This window comes from Comamonas sp. C24C (genome assembly GCF_053345995.1).
Genome location: NZ_JBKFBC010000010.1, coordinates 101,512 through 121,533 on the forward strand (window position 1 = coordinate 101,512; position 20,022 = coordinate 121,533).

Sequence of the window (20,022 nt, forward strand, 5' to 3'; positions counted from 1 at the left end):
GGTGCATGGCCTGCGCCTTGTGCATCAGGCAGGTCTTTGCTCGCGGCTCGCGAATCAATCGTCCAGTGCTCTTCCGGCAAGCAGAGCATGGCAAATGACTGGCGTCCCGCCCTGCCAATCTATGGGTGACGAACAGGTGCAGAGCCTGCCTTGAGTCGGTTCCTGCCGGGCAGCCGCATCGCTTTCGGCAAAGTGGGGGCGTTATCCCCGCCAGAGCCCGGAGGCTCTTCGGGCAGGTCATGGGGCACAATCAATCACAATTGCTCCATACTGTAGTGGAGTGCTTGCCAACACGGTGGACATTCGAATGGCGCGCAGCGGTACTCTCATCAACCAGGTCATGTCGCATATTCGGGCTGGCATTGCCTCTCGAAGCATCTTGCCTGGAACGCGGCTGCCCTCGATCCGGCAGCAGGCCCGACTGCTGAAAATGTCGGTTTCCACCGTGGTGGAAGCGTATGAGCGACTGGCGGCAGAAGGCGCTGTCGTATCGCGCCCCGGTGCCGGTTTCTATGTCAACGGGCCCGTGGCGCCGCTTGCCTTGATGAAGCTGGGGCCGAGGCTTGACCGTGTTGTCGACCCCTTGTGGGTGTCACGTCAGTCGTTGGAGAGCGACCCGGCATCGCTGCGGCCCGGTTGCGGTTGGCTGCCGCCCACATGGATGTTTGAGGACGGGCTGAGGCGAGCACTGCGGGCACAGGCGCGGGGTTCGCTGTCGGAACTGACGGAGTATTCGACACCTCTCGGGAACCCGGCCTTGCGCCAGCTTCTGGTTCGTCGCATGGCTGCCACGGGTATCGATGCGTCACCCGAGCAGGTGATGCTGACGGAGTCAGGAACGCAGGCAATCGACTTGATTTTCCGTTTTCTGCTGAAGCCCGGGGACAGGGTTCTGGTTGATGATCCCTGCTATTTCAATTTTCATGCCCTGCTCAAAGCCCATCAGGTCCAGGCGATTGGAGTGCCTTACATGGCCCAGGGGCCGGATCTGTCCTTGTTCGAAAAGGCTCTTCAAGAGCATTCGCCGAGGCTATACATCACCAATTCGGGCATTCACAACCCGACGGGAGCAGCCCTGTCTCCACTCGTTGCACACAGACTCCTCAAGCTCGCTGACAGCTCCGAGCTGGTAATCGTGGAGGACGACATCTTTGCGGATTTCGAGAGCGCCCATGCGCCCAGACTGGCTGCGTTTGACGGGCTTGCACGCGTCATCCACATCGGCAGCTTTTCAAAGACGGTGTCGGCATCCGTACGTTGCGGATTCCTGGCTGCCAGGCCCGAGTGGATTGATGCGCTGGTCGACCTCAAAATTGCCACGAGCTTCGGTGGAGGCCGTTTGGCGGAGGCACTTATTCTGAAGACACTGACGGATGGCGGTTACAGAAAGCACATGGAAACAGTGCGTCAGCGGCTGTCGCAGGAGATGGAAAAGGTGGCCGGCCGTTTGCAGAAGATGGGGGTCAGGCCCGCCTTGATACCGCAAGCAGGCATGTTTCTTTGGTGCCGGCTGCCGCAAGGCATCGATGCCGCAGCGCTTGCGCGCACCTGTCTTCACGAGGGCGTGGTGCTCGCACCGGGCAATTCCTTCAGCCAGTCCCAGTCGGCCGGAGACTTTCTGCGCTTCAACGTTTCACAGTGCTCCGACGAGCGTGTTTTTTCTGTCCTGGCTCGAGCATTGAAGCGTCCGGATTTGGGCCGGATTCAGGACTAGGCTTACGTTCTGTACTGGTTTTTATTGAACACAGTTTCTTTAAACTGTGCTGTTTTGTGCATGGTGTGATGCACAGACGTCATGATGTACTCAAGGCTCAATTGAGGAGCCTTGAATGGAGAAAAGTACTGGCGGATGGGTCAACGGGATGATTGGCGTCGCCATCTTTGCCGGATCGTTGCCTGCCACTCGCGTGGCCGTCGCAGATTTGAATCCCACATTTCTGACATGCGCGCGCGCTGCAGTTGCAGCGCTTTTGGCCTGGCTGCTGCTGCTTTTGCAACGGGAGCGCCGACCATCGTTGGCCGATCTGCCATCACTGGCAATTACCGCGGCGGGCGTGGTTGTCGGATTTCCATTGTTTACAGCGCTGGCACTGCAGCACGTGACTTCGGCGCATTCCATCGTATTTGTCGGCTTGTTGCCGCTGTGTACCGCAGCCTTTGCCGTGCTCCGCGGTGGCGAGCGTCCTCGGCCGCTGTTCTGGGTCTTCTCGGCAGCGGGCGCTGCGGTGGTTGCAGGTTATGCGGCAATGGGAGGGGCGCAGGCATCCCTCACCGGTGATTTGCTGATGCTCGCCGCCGTCGTCGTTTGCGGCATGGGCTATGCGGAGGGCGCTCGTCTGTCGCGCAAGCTGGGGGGCTGGCAGGTCATCAGCTGGGCACTCATCCTGTCCTTGCCCGTGATGCTGCCTATTGCGCTGTGGACGACTCCGCCGGCCTTGGCGAATGTCGGCATGCGCGCCTGGCTCAGCTTTGCCTATGTGGCACTCTTCAGTCAGCTCATCGGTTTTGTATTCTGGTATCGCGGCCTGGCTCAGGGCGGCATAGCGGCAGTCGGCCAGCTGCAGCTGCTGCAGCCTTTTATGGGCCTGGGCCTTGCGGCTTTGCTGCTGAATGAGTCCGTGAGCTGGTCGATGCTTGTCGTGACTTTGCTTGCGGTGGTCTGTGTCTCCGGCGCCAAAAAGTATGCCTGATGGGCATGCCGCGACCATGGCATTCCAGGGCTGTCGATTGCGTGAGCAGATCGAAGCCATGGCTGGCGCCGATATGAGCCCCGCAGCGATTTGAGGAGCAGCAAAGTCGTTGCTGATTCATGCTTGCTCAAAGACCGCAGCGGGCTCAGCCACTACGACTATTCGAGCTTCAGGCTGCTTCGGCTTTTGCGGGCCAGTTCGACGAAGGCGAGGGCGGCCGGCGAGAGTTTGTCAAAGCGCAATGCGGCCAATGCTATTTCACGTTGGCAACGAGGCTTCAGCGGACGATAGACCACACCCGCAGGCGGGGCAGGCAGAGCCAGACGCGCGGCAATGGTGACGGCACTGCCTTGTGCGACAAAGCCCATCATGGAGGCGAGCTGCTCAAACCTGAATAGCGTTCTGGGTTCGGCCCCGTGGCTGGCCAGAAATGCATCGATGTGGGGGCCTGAGCCGGCGCTGGTTCGGATAAAGGGCTGTCCATGCAGGTCCATGGCGCCGATGGCGGATCGGGACGCCAGGAAATGCGTAGCAGGTATCACTGCCACCAGTTCGTCTTTGGCCAGGGTCAGGGTGTCGAAGCGCTCATCGGGCAAGGTGACAAAGCCCAGTTCCACGCGCCGCTCCAGCAACCATTGAACGACCACGCTGTCGGTGGCTTCCTCAATGTGCACCTCGACCAAGGGGTGCTCCTGCTGAAAGCGTGACAGTAGCTTTGGCAGCAGCTGCAGCGACGAAGTGGCGCCAAAGGACGCAATGTGCAAGCGGCCCCGGGCAATGCCGTGTTCTGCATCGGCTTCCTGCTGCAATGCCTCTTTTTGCTGAAGGATGTCGTTGGCACGGATGAGTAGCCGGGCGCCCACCTCGGTCAATGTTGCGGCAGCGCCTTCGCGCTTGACAAGCGTGACGCCCAGCTCTGTTTCCAGCTGTTTGATGGCATGGCTGACGCCACTTTGAGAGATACCGAGTACGGCCGCCGCGCGCGAAAAACTGCCCATCCGGGCGAGTGCGGCAAAGACTTCGAGTTGCGTGAATGTCATGAGTTTTTGCTCATTCGACGATGAGTTCCGATTAGCAGATAGTAGCTGGCATGAACACTTCACGAACCTCAACCCATGTGAGACTGATTGCCATGGCTGCCCTGTGGGGTGCTTCCTGGCCATGGGGGCGCATCGTCGCCCAGGCCATGCCCCCGCTGGCGGCAGCCAGCCTGCGCTTCTTGCTGGCCAGCCTTTTGTTGGTGTTGTGGCTGTATCGCAGCGGCCGCATGAGTGCATTTCGCACCCTTGGGGGGAGCCAATGGACGGGCCTGGCCTGTGCTTCCGCCGTAGGGGTGCTGGGCTACTCGGTGTTCTTTTTGCTGGCGCTCAAGACAGTGCCCGCAGGCAAGGCGGCTACGGTGGTGGCGCTTAATCCGGTGTTGACCATGCTTTTCGCAGTGCTGCTGTTTCGTGAACGCGTGAACACCGTCATGTGCCTGGGCCTGGGTTTGGCCGTCATGGGTACTTTGTATGCGCTCAGTGATGGCGCTCCAGCCGCTCTGATGTCTTCTTCTGGTGTCGGAGAGTGGCTGCTGCTGGGCTGCGCTGCTTGCTGGGTGGCGTACACCTTGATTGGACGCGTCGTGCTGACCAGCGTGGATGCGCTCACCGCGACAACGGTGACTGCCTGCATGGGCGCGGTGCTGTTGTTGGTGGCGAGTTTCGTGCTTGAAGGGGGCTCTGCATGGGCCGGCTTGTGGAAGGCGCCTGCTGCGGCCTGGTACAGCCTGGTGGCATTGGCGCTGGGGGCCACGGCACTGGCATATGCCTGGTTTCTGAAAGGCGTGCAACAGCTGGGTGCCGGAGTGGCTGCCGCATATATGGCCCTGGTGCCATTGTTTGGCATGCTGTGGTCCAGCCTCTGGCTGCAGGAGCCCGTCACAAGATCGTTGCTGGAAGGCGGTGCGGCTTCCATTCTGGGTATGTTGTTGATGAATGCGGGGCGTATGAGGATGGGGAGAGAAGTCCCTGCGGCGAATGTCTGACTTGCCGTGGATTCAGGCACTTGATGCAGCGCATTCGCCAATGCACCTCCGCCAGGGGTTTATATCCTGATGATTGTTGGGCTGTTCATGTTTTCTCGCGGTCGAGCCCATTGCTCTGCGAGTGACCCGAGGCGCCAGGGCCCCACCTCAGCGCGCCCTTGCTGTTCTCGTCCGTTTCGCGCAGCCAGGCGCAGCGAATTGCAGAAGTGAATCCGAATGTCGCCGGCTTCGGGGAATCGCTTGACCATCGACGCGGCAGATCAAGCGTCACGACGGGAGTCAGCGCCGGATTGCAGGCTCCCAACCGGATCAGGACATGCGGTCATCCGAGACCGTGGCAGGTAGACGTTGCAGGCCATGACCAAACCAGCCTATGTGTTCCGTCTGGCGCACATCGAGCTGGGGTACGTAAGGCTTGATGTCTATCACGGGGGTGCCGTCCAGCATGTCGTTGCCGCGAAAGCGCAATATGCGCTCATTCAGGTGCACCAGCTTCACGATGGACAGACCAATCCGGTTGGGCCTGGCCGGAGCGCGCGTGGCAAACACCCCGTGGCTCACGGTATCCATAAACGGCACGACTTCCAGCTTCTCCACGGCCTGATGCAGATGGGTGAGCAGGATGAGAAATTCAAAGCCTTCGATATCACGCAATCCTGCGGTGAATTCTTCGAAGATCTCCAGCTCGCCTTCCGCATCGGCCGCCGCCACGGTCTGTATCGGCATGCCCTGCGTGCTTTGAAAAGGGCTATGGATGATGCCAATGGGGCGTAGGGTGATGGTGTCTGTCATAGGCGGCGATCTCTTGTTTCCTAGTGTTATATTCCATCGAATATAACGTGCGCGCTGCAACACAGATGCCATCTTCTGCTGAAGTTCTGAATGTCGATTGCTATTACCGATAACGCCGGCCCCCTTGATCTGGATCGAAATCGAGGGCCTCATTTTTCGCGACGCGTCTTCGCTCGCAACCTGCTGGGGCTGGCCTGCGTGGCCACGCTGCTTGCCAGCACGCCCGCAAGGGCCGCCGAGACCGTACTGGTTGCCGCGATGGGAGGCTATCGCAAGCCGGTGCTCGAACTGATCGAGGCGTTTCGCAAGGAAACGGGAGTTGAAGCGCAGGCTGCCTTCGGACATATCAAGCAGATCGAGACCCAGGCCAGGCAGAACCGGGAAGTCGCCTTTCTGATTGGTGACAAGAGCCTGCTGGAGCCCACCGGACTTTTCAGCCGCTTCGACCGTCTCGGGACAGGCCGGCTGGTTCTGGTGGCCCGCAAGGGCAAGTCATTGAACAGCCCTGAGGATCTGAAAGACGCGGCCTTTGGCCGGGTTGCACTTCCTCATCGCACCCGGACCGTATTTGGCGGCGCAGCCGATGCTTGCGTGAAGCGACTTCACCTCGCCGATGCGCTGTCGTCCAAGCTGCTCGAGGTTGAAGGTGTGCCTCAAGTGGGGAGCTACTTGAGCTCCGGCGAGGTCGATGCAGGGTTTGTGAACAAGACCGAGGCGTTGGCGCTTGCCGGTCGCGCAGGCCCCATGCTCGAACTGCCCCAGAGTTGCTACGACCCCATAGAGATATCGCTCGGCACCGTCAGGGATCGTGCACTTACCGAGTCGCAGAGCCGGTTTCAGGCCTTTATGCAAGGCGACACTGCCCGGCGCATCATGACCGCCAATGGCCTCTGAGCTTTTGGCGGACTGATTTGCTCCCCGAGACCTGTGCCTGGACGTCCTTTCCGCTCACTCTGAAAGTGATGGGCTGGAGCGTGCTGCTGCAACTGACGCTTGGCGTCCCGCTGGCCTGGGTCCTGGCCCGCTGCCGCTTTCGCGGCAAGGCCTTGCTCGATGCACTGGTGACCTTGCCCCTCGTATTCCCGCCGATCGTCATTGGCTATGTACTGCTGCTATTGCTTGGGAGAGAAGGCTGGCTGCTCGCCTGGTTGCCGCCGGATTGGAGACCGCATTGGGTCTTCAGTGAAACAGGCCTGGTCATCGCTGCGGTGGTCGCTGGTCTGCCGCTGATGGTCAAACCTGCTCAAGCTGCCTTCGCCGAAATGGATGACTCATTGCGTGAGGTGGCTGCGACGCTGGGGGCACGACCTTGGCAAGTGATCATCAAGGTCGAGCTACCGCTGGCCAGGCTTGGCATCCTGGCTGGCCTGGTGCTGGCCGCCGGGCGGTCGATGGGGGAGGTCGGCATTTCGCTGATGCTGGGAGGCAATATCAGCGGGCGCACCGAAACCCTGTCGCTGGCTGTCTACAACCATGTGCTGGGGTCAGAAGCAGACTGTGCCAATGCGCTGTCCCTGGTGCTGGCCGGACTGGCCGCGCTGGCGTTCTTCTTGCTCCGGAAGTTCGAGCGGCCAATGGCGAAAGCAGATTGAGGCCTGCTTTCATTCCTCCTGCCAGCGTTACTCGCATGGCCGCGTTTACTTCGCTTGGAAACCTGTCTGCGGCATGTACTTCCGGGGAAGTTGCACAACGCTCAGTGGGGCTTTTGCGGCCCGGCAGCTGCTGTGCTGGGTACTGAATCGCGGCAGTCGTTGCGCTGGACCGGCTCTGGCACGCCCGGGCCCCAGACGGCTCTTACCGCATCGAGCATGGCAGGCTTTCGCGGCGGCGGGGCCACCGCCACACTGCCCAGGCTGATGAATCCTGCCAGATACTCCGTGGAATCGACTCCCAGTTCCGTGCAAAGCAAGGAGTCGAAGCAGCGCTCGCCGCTGAGCATGATGGCGCCATAGCCGAGCTGATGTGCTGCATTCAGGAGGTTGCCCAGTGCGCAGCCGGCTGCCAGGCATTGCTCACGCTCCGGCACTCGCATGCGCGGCTTGGGCGATATGACGAAAGCCAGCAAGGCCGGGCTGCGCGTGGCGTGCTCGCGGGCACGCTTGACATCCTCAGCGGAAGCCAGAGGGTCGCGCCTGAGCTTCTCCCGTTCAAACAAATCAGCCAGCTTCGCGCGGGAATCAGCGGGAAACACAAGCACGCGCCAAGGATGCAAGCCGCCGTGATCTGGTGCGCTCAGTGCAGCTTTGATCATCAGATCGATCTCTTGGCGATCTGGTCCCGGTGCCTCAAGCCGCTTCGGGGAGACGGAGCGTCGCTCCAGGAGAGGGGCAATCGCCTTCCTGCTATTTGAAGCGGCAAATACATGCTTGAGCGTGGAAAGCGCTTCGGACAGGTTTTGTGCCCAGGCAACAACCTTCTCGCCTTCAACCGTGAACCCGCGAAAAACTGCCCCTGTCTTGATCAGGGCACAGCCGTATTCGCGTTCGACGCCTGCCACTGCTTTCTTCAGCTGGGCTGGAGAGAGTTGACACGCGGCTGCTGCTGCCGCCCAGTCCTGCTGCCGATGGAGGGCCAGCAGGTAGGAAATGTGATCTTGCTGCACTAAAGCCCTCTACTCGACATGATCGTTGTGGAATACGAACAGGAATGGGGTGGTCGAACCAGCCCATGAACGGTGATTGGTGCCAGCGGGTTCGCCATGTCCTGGCGCATGGAGCGCGCATCTTTTCTAACTGATGTCTGTCTTCGCAGGGCTATGCCGGCTGGCGCATATCTTTCAGAAGGCAGCATTCAGTCATCAGCCCCTGAATATCGGATCAAAGGACGTAACAGCGGCTTGAGCGGGTCAGGCGTATTGTCCAGCTCGGACAGCGCATCGGCATGCTCATACAAGGCAGCGGCCACGCCGGCAGGGTAGGCCTGATGCCGGCCGGCCACTTCCAGGCGCGTGTAGAGCGCCGATGCAATGGCCTTGCGTTGCTCCGGTCGGTCGAGGTGAAGTCCCCATATGGACTCCTCCAGCAGTATTTCCAGCACCTGCAGTCGCTCTTCGAGGCTGAGTTTTTCGCTGCCCATATGGATCTCAATTCACGTAAGCGCAAGGGTTTGGAAGGCAGGAGCAACGGAGTGCAGAACAAGTCGCTGCACGCCCGGTAGAAGCAATCTGCCAGGTCGGCTTTCGTTATATCTCAGTATATATTACGAAGAGTTGAGCTTTGCTCCCTATGCCGGATGAAGACCTGTGACGTGGTTTGCTACTTGGGCCGCCGAACATGGTTCGATGCGTTCAGCGCCCTGTTGCCGCGCTGCATGGGCGGCACTGTGCGGTGAAGTTCATGCTGAAGTGATCGAGCCCAATGCAATGAGCGCTGCTTTGCATGCGGCCCATTTGGGCTCTGCACGATAACGCGGCATGCCGGCGACGGTGTTGCCAGCCAGCCAGCCTAGCTGCTGCGGACCATGGCGACCAGTTGGTCCAGATCGGCCTCGCAGGCCTTGAGAGCATGCTGCTCGATGCGCCGATACAAGGCGACGACCTGATGGCCTGTTTCGGTGAGCGCGGTACCGCCGCCATGAGAGCCACCGGTTGATGTGACCACCGCAGGGGTCTTCAGCGCCTGATTGATGCCATCGACCAGCAGCCAGGCCCGCCGATAGGACATGCCCAGGGATTTGGCCGCCGCAGCAATGGATTTTGTGTCGTTGATGGCTTCCAGGAGCTCGATCTTTCCGGGGCCAATGGCAATGATGTCATCTGCCATCACACGCATGCGAAGCTTCACCACTGGTGCAGCAAGATTGGAGCTTGAGGGTGTGTGAGACATGTGGTTTGAAATCGAGAACCGTGAAGTGACTGGACACGCAGTCTAACCATGCCGCCTAAGCGGGGCTATTGCACCGCACCATGAATGATCGGGAGGGGATGCATCTGCGCAAATTTCTGCCGAAAAGAGGGGGGTGCGACGACTCATTTTTCAAGGCGTCGGAGACTCGTCAGAGTGGCTGTCTTCGGGTGAACTTGAAAGAGCATCGCAGGATTCAGCCTTGCTGTTCGGCGCACGCAAAACCCATCTTCGCCGCATTGGTCACGCTGGAGCCGCCAAGCGTCAACAGCGTTTTGGTAACGCAGACAGGAAATCTACACTTGCCGCAAGGCCATGGATATCAAAAAGTGAGCGTGTAGCGCTCGACCAGAAAAGACTTCAGATACTTTTCATAGTGAAATGTATATAGAGAGTACGTGAAAAGCTCACTTTTTAATGAGATTAGCCAGGCGCAAGGCCTGAGACTGAAACTGACTTTTGCATGGCATGCCTCGTCTCACCGCCAGATGAGAAGCCAGTATCTGAACACTCTCGATCAAGGTGGGAAGAACCATGAAGCTGGGCCGGCACAAATATCGCCGAACAGTTCAATGCGCTGATTTCGAAGAGATGCATGGTTGCGTTGACTTAAGTCAGCAAGCATTCAACAGGGGCGACGACTTCCCGCTAAAAATATTACGCTGGTTCACTCACACTCTTCAGGAAGCGTCTTGTGTCAAAAATCACTGTGGAAAAATACGTGGCCGGAACCTTGGAAAACAGCTTTAGAGTCCCTTTATTCGCCGTGAATATTCTGGCTCAGCTTCTGCCTGCTTCCGCCAGCAAAGAGCTTGCAGGTCGGGGCATAGACCTTCAGGCCATTCTCAATGCCAAACAACAGGGCACGTCCTATCGATCTTCGGTTGAGGTGACGGAGGATGGCGTAGAAAAAACGGTGGTGATTACCGTTGCATAGGCCTCAGCGCTTGCACCGGCAGCTTGCCATGAGCCCACCTTCAGGGTGCCAGGAAGGCTTTATTTCTGGATAAAGCACGCCTCAGTCACCGCCTCGGCCAATCCTGCTTTTCATGTGCATCATGGCGTCTGTTCAGCAAGATTGGTATCCCTGGCCGCAACTGTGGCAACACTGAAGGAATCCGCAGTGCGTAACGCATTACCATCTCTGAGCGGTCATGGCGCATTCCACGCAAGGCACGCAATGGAGCAGCCTCGTGAGTCTGGACATTTGCAGGCCATCCTCTTGTTTGAGTCGGGCGTGAAAGATATGCGAGCTTGGGTGTGCCAGGCGCAATCCGTCTCCAGAGATCTCAAAGCAGTGGGAGATCCTGGTGCTGTGAAACGGGCCTTGGCTGGCCGACGTTCGCTTGCACCGATGATCGAGCTTTCCGTTATCAAGGTCTGATGTGGTGACATCTTCAGTTTCAGAGTCGACAGCACTCCCTGTTTCTCCTGAGAGCGGCTGGCGCTTCACGTTTGCTCATGTGTTGAACATTCTGAGCATGTGCGCAGCCTTGCTGCTGATCGTCAGCATTTCACTGGAGGCCTTTTCCGGTCAGGTCTTTGTGGCGGGAACAGTGTATGAACGCATCCAGCTGTGGGTCTGTCTGTACTTTCTGCTCGACTTCTTTTTGCTGATGCTGTTGGCGCCTAAAAAGATGCGTTTTCTCTTGCGCCACTTTTTGCTGGTGCTGCTGTCGATTCCTTATCTGAGCCTGATTCAACTGTTCTCACTGTCGTTCTCGGCTGAAGTTCTGTATGTGCTGAAGTTCCTGCCCATCATGCGTGGCGGGGCCGCCCTGGTGGTACTGGTCAAAATGGTGGTTGCCAACAGGATCACGGGGCTCTTTGTAGCGTACCTGGTGAGTTTTTTCTCCGTGGTTTACTTCCAGACGCTGATCTTTTTTGTTTTTGAGAACGGAGTGAACCCCCTGGTAAAGACCTACTACGACGCGCTGTGGTGGGCTTCCATGACGGTCACCACCGTGGGCTCCAACATCGTCCCCGAGACAACTCTGGGCAAAGTCTGCACTGCGCTGCTGGCGACATGTGGAATGACGATCTTTCCCATATTCACGGTCTACATCACCTCCCTGGTGCAGCGTATGAACCAAAGCCGATAGCGCATTTGTCCTGTCGGTGAGGAGCAAGGCGCGGGGGCAGTTTCAGGCCAGCACAGGCATGGCCAGACCGTTCGTATGTCAGCTTAGGTGTGGCCCTGTGCTCCGGTGCTGCACCCAGGCATCTCGCGCGATGCATCTCTCTCATTGGTGGAATGAAGGCGCTGTCCATGCACGCCGGTTAGCTCAAGCCAGAGCCGCTGGCATTCCTCATTCCTCATTCCTTGGTGCCGGGCCGGCTGTGGCTTCGCCAATCGGCGCGTCTTGCTTTCTGGTCGCTCTGGATGGTGGACACCCGGGGCGTCTTGAGTCTCGAGCGGGTTCCAACCTCTATGGGCTACTGAAATGATGAACCCCGCACAGGGCCGGGTTCTAAGGTACTGCCTAGTGGCTTGCGGCCGCTTATCGAGAAAGCGATCTTGATTCTGGCGGGGCTGTGTAGCTGCTCCCAGTTCGATGTGTGGTGACATGGTGCTTGCTTATCCAGTCATCACATGGCTCTGCGTACGGGGCAGCCGGTATCGGCAGCGAGGCGACGGCTGGGCCTGCCTCGGTCTGCTGGAGCGCTGCGCCTTCTTCAACTGACTCCCCCTGTTCGAAGGGTTCAACAGCTCTTTGTGCTCAAGGGCCGGCTGCCGCCTGGGCGTGAGTTGATGAGTTGCAAGCCACATCCTGCGCCTGACATTGCCTGAAACGGGAAAGAGCCCACCGTCACCATGGACGGTTTCTGTATCACCTATGAGACAAGATGTACTATCTCTATTTAGTTACAAAAGATACATAAAGACACGTTATTTTAAATAACGCAGATTGTTTTTTCTTGTCAATAAAGGATAGCTATGGGCTTTTTGAAAGATATGAAACTGAGCAGCATGCTTGCCTTTGGATTTGCAACTGTGATCTTGATTGGCTTCCTGGTCGCTGCTTATGCCCGGCTTCAGTTGGTACAGGTCGGCGAGGAAGTCCAGGTGCTTTCGCAGGAGCGTGTGGCCAATATGCTGCTGTTGCAGGAGTTGCGAGACGATATCGGCCTTATCGAGCGCCAGGTGCGCAACTTGGCCCTGCTGACAGACCCAGCTCAGGTGGCCGAAGAACACGCCCGCTACACCAATGTGCGCAAGCATGCTGCGGGAGTGATTGAGCGACTGCGTACCAACCTGAAATCGGCGGAGTTGCGTGTCCACATGCAAAAAGTGGAGCAACTGCGTCCCGCCTACATTGCGGCCCTGGACAAGTCGGCACAGATGGGCCTGGACAATGATCAGGAGGGCGCACGCGACCTGATCCTGGGCGAGCAGCGTCAGCTGCAGCGCCAGTATCTCGAAGCCCTGGATGAAATGATCGCCTACCAGCGGCGAATGACCTCCGAAACAGCCGAGTCCTCAGCCAAGGATGTGATGGCTGCCAGTGCCGCCTTGCTTGTTATGTCCCTGCTTTCGGCTGTATTGGGGGTGACGGTGGCCTGGGCTATCACGCGTCGTGTCAAGGGGCAGCTTGGCGGCGAGCCGGCTTATGCCGTGCAGATCGCGCAACAAGTGGCTCAGGGCAATTTGGCCGTGAATGTGGAGCGCCGCGCGGGCGACGAAACCAGTGTGCTGGCTGCCATGGACCAGATGCGCGGCCGTTTGGCTCAAATCGTGGGCGAGGTGCGGGCCAGCAGCGAATCCATTGCAACAGGTGCAAACCAGATTGCGACAGGCAACACAGACCTGAGCCAGCGTACCGAAGAGCAAGCGTCCAACCTTGAGGAGACTGCGGCGTCCATGGAAGAAATGAATTCCACGGTGCGCCAGAATGCCGACACCGTGCGCACGGCCGCTCAGCTCGCAAATGCCGCCAGCTCGACGGCAGGCCGTGGTGGTGAGGTGGTGCGTCAGGTCGTGCGCACCATGGAAGACATCACTGCCAGTTCGCGCCGCATTAGCGACATCATCGGTGTCATCGACTCCATTGCCTTTCAGACCAATATTCTGGCTCTCAATGCCGCAGTGGAAGCGGCCCGTGCCGGTGAGCAAGGGCGTGGTTTTGCCGTGGTCGCCAGTGAGGTTCGCACCCTGGCCCATCGCTCGGCACAGGCTGCCAAGGAAATCAAGGATCTGATCGGTGAAAGCGTGTCCAAGGTTGACGCCGGCGCCCATCAGGTGGATCAGGCTGGCACAACCATGCGGGAAGTCGTCGAGCAGGCTCGGCGCGTTGCCGAACTCCTGGACGAGGTGGGTGCGGCCACACAAGAGCAGGTACAGGGCATCTCTCAGGTCAATGTTGCAGTGAACCAGTTGGACCAGGTCACGCAGCAGAATGCGGCCCTGGTAGAGGAATCCTCTGCCGCTGCCGACAGTCTCAGCAGCCAGGCCGCACGTCTGGTCGAGTTGGTCAGGGTCTTTCGTCTGGGTGGGGCAGTCACTGACACTGCGGCTCCCGTGCGCCCAAGCGCGTCCGTGACGGTGACGCAGCAACAGGCGAAGACACCTGCTACTTCAGCTCATACATCCGCCATGCCACGCGTTGTCACCAAGGCTACGATGCTGGCGCCCGCCGCGGCACCTGCACGGGCGCCCAAGGAACCCGTAGCGTTGAGCGGTTCATTGGACGACTGGGAGAGATTCTGACTCACGGGCTGACCTGGGCTGGCTGAAGGCCAAGGAGTGCAGCAAGGCGCCTTGTTCCTGGTTTTCAGTTCTGGTTCAGGGCCTGGCTCGAAGCAGAAGCCCGCCGACGGCTTCAGCAGAGCCCGGCAAAGATGGATGGGCCTTCTCGGCACCGTGCCGATCCAGTCGGCGCGGTCCGGTTTGGCCGCGTCCTTGAACTCCCGTTTCTCCTTCTTGCCTTTTCTTGACCTAGGCTGTGTTGCAAGAGCCATGAATTGTTGGTGATTGCCAGTGGCGTGCGTGGAATTTCATTTGGACAAGGAAAAAGCCCGCGAGCGGCTGCTGCGGGCTTGAATAGAGCGCCGACGACCTTGCGGGTCATGCCTGGGGAAATTGGTTGAGGGAGGGAAGGCCCAGGCTCGGCAAAACTGTTGGATTGCGTCGAATTCTGCTTGAGGCCTCCGGGGCAAACAAGACGAGTTCGGCTTACCTAAAAGTGGTGATGTACTGTCTGGCATGGCCACTGTCGCTCACGACGCGGAATCTGCTCCGCGCTCTCAATCGACTGTCGCCTTGGCCTACTCCTAAGCGGCCCTACCTGTTCCAGTCGTCAGGCAGGATGGCTCCACTCAGCTTTGCGCAGGCGCGCCACAGTTGCCGCATGCTGGTTAATTGTTCACGTTTTTCATCTTCAAGGTGAGTGCCATCTTTGGTTGATAAAAAAAAGCGCCTCATTTGAGGCGCTTTTGCCGAGCGAGTGACTGGGTCAGCGCTGCTGCTGCTTGAAATCCAAGCCTTTCTGTACAGCATCTCGCATGCGCTGGTCCCGCTCGTCGCCAGAAACAGGCTTGCTGAGGCGGTCCTCAATTTTTGCTTCGGACTCAGGGAATGCAGGAAGCTCTGAGCGAGTGGCAGCGCCTTTGGGCAGGTATGAGGGCTGTGCCTGGAAATACACAAACAGGACCGCAACCGTTGCCGGCAGAATCCAAACCTTCTTCAGCCACCAGCTCAAGCCAAGACCTGCTGCCGCGATCGCGAAAGGCAGAAGGTTGAAGAGCAGCGTCATTTGCCAATACTCACCATGGGAACCGCATCACCCAACGTTGTGGTGGGTAATTGACCATTCCACTTTTCGATCCAGGCACGGTCATTTTCCAGCTTGCGCAACTGAAGAACCCGACTGTCTACGGATTGAGCCAGCACTGTCTGAGACATGGCTTCGGTTTCCGCCTTTTCCTTGTCAATCGCTCGCTGCAGACGGGCTTCTTGCAATTCGCGCTCTAACTGCGCTTTGGAGATCGCCAACTGGGCTTCTTCTTTTTGGATCGCTTCGCGGCGCTCTGCAGCTGACTCCTGCGCATCCGTGATGATTTTGGGGTACTTCAGATTGGTGATACCCACAAAGCGAACAGAGAATGGGGTCAACGATTCGATGGCCTTGCCAAGCTGTGTCCGCAAGTCAGAGTTGATCTTTTCATTACTCGAAGCGATTTCACTGATAGAGAGCTTGCTCAGGTATTCGCGTACCTCGGCTTGAATGATTTGGCTGGCATATGTGCGATACACCTGCTCGTTTGCAATAGTGGAGATATCTCCCGTCACCTCTGTGGGCGCGACAGCATTGAACAGCTCAGCCGTTTTCTTGGGATTAATGCTCAAGGTCGCGCGAATGGTCACTTCCAGGTTCAGCTTATCTTCAGGTATGAAGATGTTCATGCTCTCCTGATAGGCCTTGTCTGATACATCCAGCAAGACTAGGCGATCACAGTATGCCCAGCACTGGCCCAAGCGAAATTTGGACGTGGGGATCAGGCTTTCCTGATAGCCATCTTTGGTCATGATCTTGCCAACATGTGCAGGTGGAACTTCCACTTTTTGACCGCATGCTCCTAATACAAAGGCGGCAGTCACCGCTGACAAACTGATTCTGTGCTTCTTCAATAAATTCAAATCGAGCCGCCTCCTTCGCAGCTGTAAAGCCGAGATTGAAACAAACTGCAGCTGTGTATGCAAGGCTCTCGTTTGAAGTCCAGGATATTCAGAATGGCTCGTTTGGCACGGCGGGGTAGGGTATAAGCCTGCCGCAGGCAGACAAAGTGCTCACGTTTCAGAATCTGCGGACACAATCAAACCACCTTGAAGGTGGCTATAAAAAGCCCGCTCAGGGCGGGCATGGGTTAATCAATGAAACCGAGGTCGCGCAGCGCTTCTGTTTCCTGGGTGTACTCAGCATCTTCAATTAGCAGCACGCCGTCAGGCTCATAAACATTGCGCTGGGGCGCACCCATGGCCCGTTCAATGCGTTCGATCTTGTAGCCGTGCCGCTCCCATATTTCGGTGGTGTTGATACGTGTCATTGGCCCACTCTACTCAAACCAATGCTCTGCGCGCCAGGCTCTGGTTTGAACCCTGATTTCGTCCAGGAGCTGGCGCTGCTTTCGCGGATATATCGGTCATATGTGCGTGGCTGACTCCTCAAATCATCGGTCAGTTTTGATTTCGTACCGTCTTTCCAGCGACTCTCGCGCTTGCTTGTTGGGGGCTGTGTTCGCCCCTAGTCATCCGGCCTGTTCATCTCGCCATTTCGTGCGCGATCTTTTTCGCAACGTCTGGCTGCCTGGTCGCGATGCTCTTGCTGGCATCGATTCAGATGTGCTCTGGTCCGCATATACCCGCAGGAACTTTTTGTTTGGAATTGCCGTTGTGAGCAATTGATAACGTGTAAGGGTATCTACCACATAGATGCCCAAACTAGTCCCACGGCAGTCAACCTTAACAGCGTTTACCTTTGAACCAAGGCCGCAGTTCGTGGCCTTGTTCATAAGGAGAACATCATGAATACTGATCAAGTCAAGGGCACGTTGAAGGACGCAGCAGGTAAGGTTCAGCAGAAGTTTGGTGAACTCGTTGACAGCCCTGAACAGGAAGCCAAGGGCATCGCAAAACAGGTTCAAGGCACTGCCCAGAAGAAAGCTGGTGACTTGAAGGAGGCGATTCACGACGCGGCCAAAAAGTAAGCAACTCAGGTTGCAATGAACACAGCCCGCTTGGTACGACAGCGGGCTGTATTCATTCTCTGGTCAAGGTGTAGGCCACTGAATAAAGATTCATGCTGTAAATTTATACATATGTGCTAGAATACCTTGGTCGGGGAAAGAAGCTGGCGCCTAGGAATGGTGGTCGGCCCCCGACGCGGAATATCGCGAGGTGGAGCAGTCTGGTAGCTCGTCGGGCTCATAACCCGAAGGTCGTTGGTTCAAATCCGGCCCTCGCAACCACTCAAAGCCCTGATCGGAAACGGTCGGGGCTTTTGCCATCTGGCTGTCATATCTCGAGCGCAAGATGCGTGTCGCTGGGCTCAGGTTGAAGCACTGAAAAATGGCTTGACCCCTGGCGCTAATTCCCAAGCCTCGGTCATCGTGCCGAGGCTTTTTTGTTGGCTCGGTGCGCTTGCAGGTGCGGCTGTCGGCATTCGGTTTGACGGATGCGTTGTGGCTCCTGAGCGACATCCACGGCCAGCGCTGTTTCATGTCCAAGAGCGTGTGATGCCTGAGTCATCATTGAAGAGCGAGGCGCACCGCCGTCGCCTGGGTGGCACCGGGTGAACGGGTGCTGGCGCTGAGAGCGAGACCACTGGGTTTGGCATAAAGGCCACTGGGTGGCGAGCGCAATCCCTCCCATGCCGCAGAGCATTGTCGAAAACAGACCGCAGGCACCGAGCCCGACCCATTATTGGGCTCGTGGTCATTGGATATGGCGTGGAGAGGTGGGCAACTGGTTCTGGATCAAGGGCCAGTGGCACCAGCATCAAAGCTATCCAGTCCTGCAAGCCGCCTTGCGACGGAACTGAGCGGCAGCCTCTGAGTTCAGTGGCCGACTCCGCAGACTCATTGTTTGCGATGGGCCTTGGCAATCCCGGTCGGCTGGCAGCTCAGTCAATCTGCCGTGATTTTTCGTTCACGGATGATGCGACTCCACTTTTCATTCTCTGTCGAAATGAATTTGGCTAGTTCTTCACGTGAGGTAGGGGCTGCAGTTTGACCGTGCTTGAGCAGGTTCGCCCGCACGTCAGGCGCATTCAGTACCTTTACGAGTTCAATGTTCCATCTGTCCAGCAATGGCTTGGGTGCTTTTCCAGGCGCAACGAACGCATACCAATTGGTGGCATTGAAGCCGGGATAGGACTCTGCAACGGTGGGTACATTGGGCAGGTAGGCCGGGCGTGTCAGACCGGTGGTCGCCAGCGGAATGAGCTTGCCGGACTCGATATGCGGCAGTGCCGTAGGCGGCGCGGCATAGAAAGAGCTCACGCGTCCTCCCAATACGTCCTGCAAAGCCGGTGCTCCGCCCTTGTAGGGAATGTGAACCGTATCGATCTTGGCAATGTCGTTCAGCAATTCTCCCGCCAGGTGAGCTGCAGAGCCGGGGCCCGTGGAGGCAAAGTCCAACTTGCCCGGTTCGCGTTTGGCCGCGGCGACAAACTCTCCCAAGGTTTTGATGCCTTTGCTTGCAGGCACGACAAGAACATTGGGAAAGGTCACGCCCATGGTGATGGGGGCGAGATCTTTGAGAGGGTCGTAGCTCACTTTCATGAAGTGAGGTGAGATGCTCAAGGGGCCGATGGAGCCAAACAACAAGACGGAGCCATCTGTGGCCCCATGAGCGACCTGGGCATGTGCCAGGTTGCCGCCTGCGCCAGGTTTGTTATCTACGACCACGCTTTGGCCGATGTTTTCGCCGAGTTTCTTGGCAATGATGCGGGCCGCGATGTCCGCCGAGCCACCGGCGGCAAAGCCGACCACCATGGTGACGGGCCGTTTGGGCGGGAATTCCTGGGCGTAGGCGCCGGCAAGCGGCAGGCAGGCTGCCAATGCGGCAGCCAGGACGAGAGGGCGTCTTTGCATGTTGTCTCCTGGTCGAGTCGTAATCAACTCTGTGCAAGCAGCCATCGTAAATTTCAGAGACTATTCTGTGAATTGCAAGATATAGGTAGACTATTGCATGCAGCGCATCAAATTCGATATCTCCGAGTTGCAGGCCTTTGTAGCCACTGCTGAAAATTCAAGCTTTCGTATCGCCGCAGAGCGCCTTTGCCTATCAGCGCCGGCGTTGAGTCGAAGAGTTGAGCGCCTGGAAGACGCTTTGGGAACCAAGCTGCTTGAGCGCACAACCAGACACGTTCAGTTGACCGCAATTGGCCAAGAGTTCCTCACTGAAGCGCGCGCTGCGCTAGAGGGGCTTGAGACTGCAGTGCAGCGGGTTAACGATCAGACCCTACCTCGTCGGGGATCGGTGACAGTGGCTTGCATCCCATCGGTTGCAAACCATCTCCTGCCTAATGCACTGCGTGCCTTTGCTGCCGAGTACCCGGAAGTCCATGTCATTGATGAGAATGCAAGCCATGTCCTGGATGCCGTAGTACGAGGTCGAGCAGATTTCGGCGTGAGCTTTACTGGAAGCCAGGAGCCCGGAATCCAATTCGAGACCTGGACGCGTGAGCGATATGTGTTGGCGATGCTGCACAGTCATGCATGGGCATGTCGCGCAGAGATTGCATGGACCGAACTCGCCGGAGAGCGCCTCGTATCGGTATCGCATCAGAGCAGTAACCGCCTGCTTTTGGACCAAGTCATGGCGGGCTTGCCGGATCAGCCAATGGCCTGGTACGAATGCAACCACGTCACCGGCGCACTCGCTCTTGTAGAGGCCGGGTTGGGCATGGCAGCCATTCCTCAGCTTGCACTGCCAGAGAGTCATTCGAAGATCCGTGGTGTGCCGCTGACCGAGCCTCAGTTGTGGCGCACTTTAGGCTTGATAAAGAAGCGAGGGCGTGTGCTTAGTCCTGCCGCTGAATCTCTGAAGACTCGCTTGCTCGCTGCCCATGTGGATCTCTGAATCTCCATGCTGTTGATTTCCACCTAGAAGAGATGCGTCAGCCCCAAACACACTGGCCTGCAATTTGCCAGAAACTCTCAAAAGTGGGGA

Annotated in this window: 19 protein-coding genes and 1 tRNA gene; 11 read left to right on the forward strand and 9 right to left on the reverse strand. The window is 57.9% G+C overall.

Annotated features, from left to right (window positions below; all coding sequences use genetic code 11):
* Nucleotides 1-307 precede the first annotated feature (307 nt).
* Both ACLBXN_RS18110 and ACLBXN_RS18115 read left to right on the forward strand, forming a co-directional pair.
* Nucleotides 308-1,714 carry an aminotransferase-like domain-containing protein gene (locus ACLBXN_RS18110; protein WP_447613132.1) on the forward strand — a complete coding sequence of 469 codons (1,407 nt, stop codon included), beginning with the start codon at nucleotides 308-310 and terminating at the stop codon, nucleotides 1,712-1,714.
* A 115-nt stretch (nucleotides 1,715-1,829) separates the two neighbouring features.
* Nucleotides 1,830-2,690: a DMT family transporter gene (locus ACLBXN_RS18115; RefSeq protein WP_447613044.1), complete on the forward strand. Its 861-nt coding sequence runs from the start codon at nucleotides 1,830-1,832 to the stop codon at nucleotides 2,688-2,690.
* 158 nt (nucleotides 2,691-2,848) lie between these two features.
* Here the strand turns inward: ACLBXN_RS18115 and ACLBXN_RS18120 are convergent, their stop codons facing one another.
* Nucleotides 2,849-3,730, reverse strand: a complete 882-nt coding sequence (locus ACLBXN_RS18120; protein WP_447613045.1) for a LysR family transcriptional regulator — start codon at nucleotides 3,728-3,730, stop codon at nucleotides 2,849-2,851.
* Nucleotides 3,731-3,780: 50 nt separating this feature from the next.
* On the opposite strand from ACLBXN_RS18120, the gene ACLBXN_RS18125 reads away from it, so the two are divergent.
* Nucleotides 3,781-4,716 (forward strand): DMT family transporter, encoded by a 936-nt coding sequence (locus ACLBXN_RS18125; RefSeq protein WP_447613046.1) that lies wholly within the window; start codon nucleotides 3,781-3,783, stop codon nucleotides 4,714-4,716.
* 309 nt (nucleotides 4,717-5,025) lie between these two features.
* Here ACLBXN_RS18125 and tsaA read toward each other — a convergent pair whose 3' ends face one another.
* A complete protein-coding gene (tsaA, locus tag ACLBXN_RS18130; RefSeq protein WP_211459277.1) occupies nucleotides 5,026-5,508 on the reverse strand; it encodes a tRNA (N6-threonylcarbamoyladenosine(37)-N6)-methyltransferase TrmO in 483 nt (160 codons plus the stop codon).
* Between the two features lie 90 nt (nucleotides 5,509-5,598).
* Here tsaA and modA point away from each other — a divergent pair, with 90 nt between their 5' ends.
* Both modA and modB read left to right on the forward strand, forming a co-directional pair.
* Nucleotides 5,599-6,402: a molybdate ABC transporter substrate-binding protein gene (gene modA, locus ACLBXN_RS18135; RefSeq protein WP_447613047.1), complete on the forward strand. Its 804-nt coding sequence runs from the start codon at nucleotides 5,599-5,601 to the stop codon at nucleotides 6,400-6,402.
* 17 nt (nucleotides 6,403-6,419) lie between these two features.
* Nucleotides 6,420-7,100: a molybdate ABC transporter permease subunit gene (gene modB, locus ACLBXN_RS18140; protein ID WP_447613048.1), complete on the forward strand. Its 681-nt coding sequence runs from the start codon at nucleotides 6,420-6,422 to the stop codon at nucleotides 7,098-7,100.
* A gap of 101 nt (nucleotides 7,101-7,201) precedes the next feature.
* On the opposite strand, the gene ACLBXN_RS18145 is transcribed toward modB, so the two are convergent.
* From ACLBXN_RS18145 to ACLBXN_RS18155, 3 genes are all read right to left on the reverse strand, one after another.
* Nucleotides 7,202-8,110 carry a nitroreductase family protein gene (locus ACLBXN_RS18145; protein WP_447613049.1) on the reverse strand — a complete coding sequence of 303 codons (909 nt, stop codon included), beginning with the start codon at nucleotides 8,108-8,110 and terminating at the stop codon, nucleotides 7,202-7,204.
* Nucleotides 8,111-8,298: 188 nt separating this feature from the next.
* Nucleotides 8,299-8,583 (reverse strand): hypothetical protein, encoded by a 285-nt coding sequence (locus tag ACLBXN_RS18150; protein ID WP_148730015.1) that lies wholly within the window; start codon nucleotides 8,581-8,583, stop codon nucleotides 8,299-8,301.
* A gap of 368 nt (nucleotides 8,584-8,951) precedes the next feature.
* On the reverse strand, nucleotides 8,952-9,278 hold the full coding sequence (locus ACLBXN_RS18155) for a winged helix-turn-helix domain-containing protein (protein WP_407713546.1): 327 nt from the start codon (nucleotides 9,276-9,278) through the stop codon (nucleotides 8,952-8,954).
* A 766-nt stretch (nucleotides 9,279-10,044) separates the two neighbouring features.
* On the opposite strand from ACLBXN_RS18155, the gene ACLBXN_RS18160 reads away from it, so the two are divergent.
* The 3 genes from ACLBXN_RS18160 (at nucleotide 10,045) to ACLBXN_RS18170 (ending at nucleotide 14,058) form a co-directional block, all read left to right on the forward strand.
* Complete coding sequence (locus ACLBXN_RS18160; RefSeq protein ID WP_447613050.1) at nucleotides 10,045-10,287, forward strand: hypothetical protein; 243 nt, start codon at nucleotides 10,045-10,047, stop codon at nucleotides 10,285-10,287.
* Nucleotides 10,288-10,735: 448 nt separating this feature from the next.
* Nucleotides 10,736-11,452: an ion channel gene (locus ACLBXN_RS18165; protein ID WP_447613051.1), complete on the forward strand. Its 717-nt coding sequence runs from the start codon at nucleotides 10,736-10,738 to the stop codon at nucleotides 11,450-11,452.
* Between the two features lie 836 nt (nucleotides 11,453-12,288).
* Complete coding sequence (locus ACLBXN_RS18170) at nucleotides 12,289-14,058, forward strand: methyl-accepting chemotaxis protein (protein ID WP_447613052.1); 1,770 nt, start codon at nucleotides 12,289-12,291, stop codon at nucleotides 14,056-14,058.
* Nucleotides 14,059-14,803: 745 nt separating this feature from the next.
* Here the strand turns inward: ACLBXN_RS18170 and ACLBXN_RS18175 are convergent.
* The 3 genes from ACLBXN_RS18175 to ACLBXN_RS18185 form a co-directional block, all read right to left on the reverse strand.
* Nucleotides 14,804-15,103, reverse strand: a complete 300-nt coding sequence (locus tag ACLBXN_RS18175) for a hypothetical protein (protein ID WP_447613053.1) — start codon at nucleotides 15,101-15,103, stop codon at nucleotides 14,804-14,806.
* A complete protein-coding gene (locus tag ACLBXN_RS18180; protein WP_447613054.1) occupies nucleotides 15,100-15,987 on the reverse strand; it encodes an SPFH domain-containing protein in 888 nt (295 codons plus the stop codon). Before ACLBXN_RS18180 ends, ACLBXN_RS18175 begins: the two co-directional genes overlap by 4 nt.
* 227 nt (nucleotides 15,988-16,214) lie before the next feature.
* Nucleotides 16,215-16,394: a hypothetical protein gene (locus ACLBXN_RS18185; protein WP_447613055.1), complete on the reverse strand. Its 180-nt coding sequence runs from the start codon at nucleotides 16,392-16,394 to the stop codon at nucleotides 16,215-16,217.
* Between the two features lie 477 nt (nucleotides 16,395-16,871).
* Here ACLBXN_RS18185 and ACLBXN_RS18190 point away from each other — a divergent pair, with 477 nt between their 5' ends.
* Both ACLBXN_RS18190 and ACLBXN_RS18195 read left to right on the forward strand, forming a co-directional pair.
* A complete protein-coding gene (locus tag ACLBXN_RS18190) occupies nucleotides 16,872-17,054 on the forward strand; it encodes a CsbD family protein (RefSeq protein ID WP_003053637.1) in 183 nt (60 codons plus the stop codon).
* Nucleotides 17,055-17,238: 184 nt separating this feature from the next.
* Nucleotides 17,239-17,315, forward strand: a tRNA-Met gene (locus ACLBXN_RS18195).
* 657 nt (nucleotides 17,316-17,972) lie between these two features.
* Here ACLBXN_RS18195 and ACLBXN_RS18200 read toward each other — a convergent pair.
* On the reverse strand, nucleotides 17,973-18,941 hold the full coding sequence (locus tag ACLBXN_RS18200; RefSeq protein WP_447613056.1) for a Bug family tripartite tricarboxylate transporter substrate binding protein: 969 nt from the start codon (nucleotides 18,939-18,941) through the stop codon (nucleotides 17,973-17,975).
* A gap of 97 nt (nucleotides 18,942-19,038) precedes the next feature.
* On the opposite strand from ACLBXN_RS18200, the gene ACLBXN_RS18205 reads away from it, so the two are divergent.
* Entirely contained in the window at nucleotides 19,039-19,932 is an 894-nt protein-coding gene (locus ACLBXN_RS18205; RefSeq protein WP_447613057.1) for a LysR family transcriptional regulator, read from the forward strand.
* The last annotated feature ends 90 nt before the right edge of the window (nucleotides 19,933-20,022 follow it).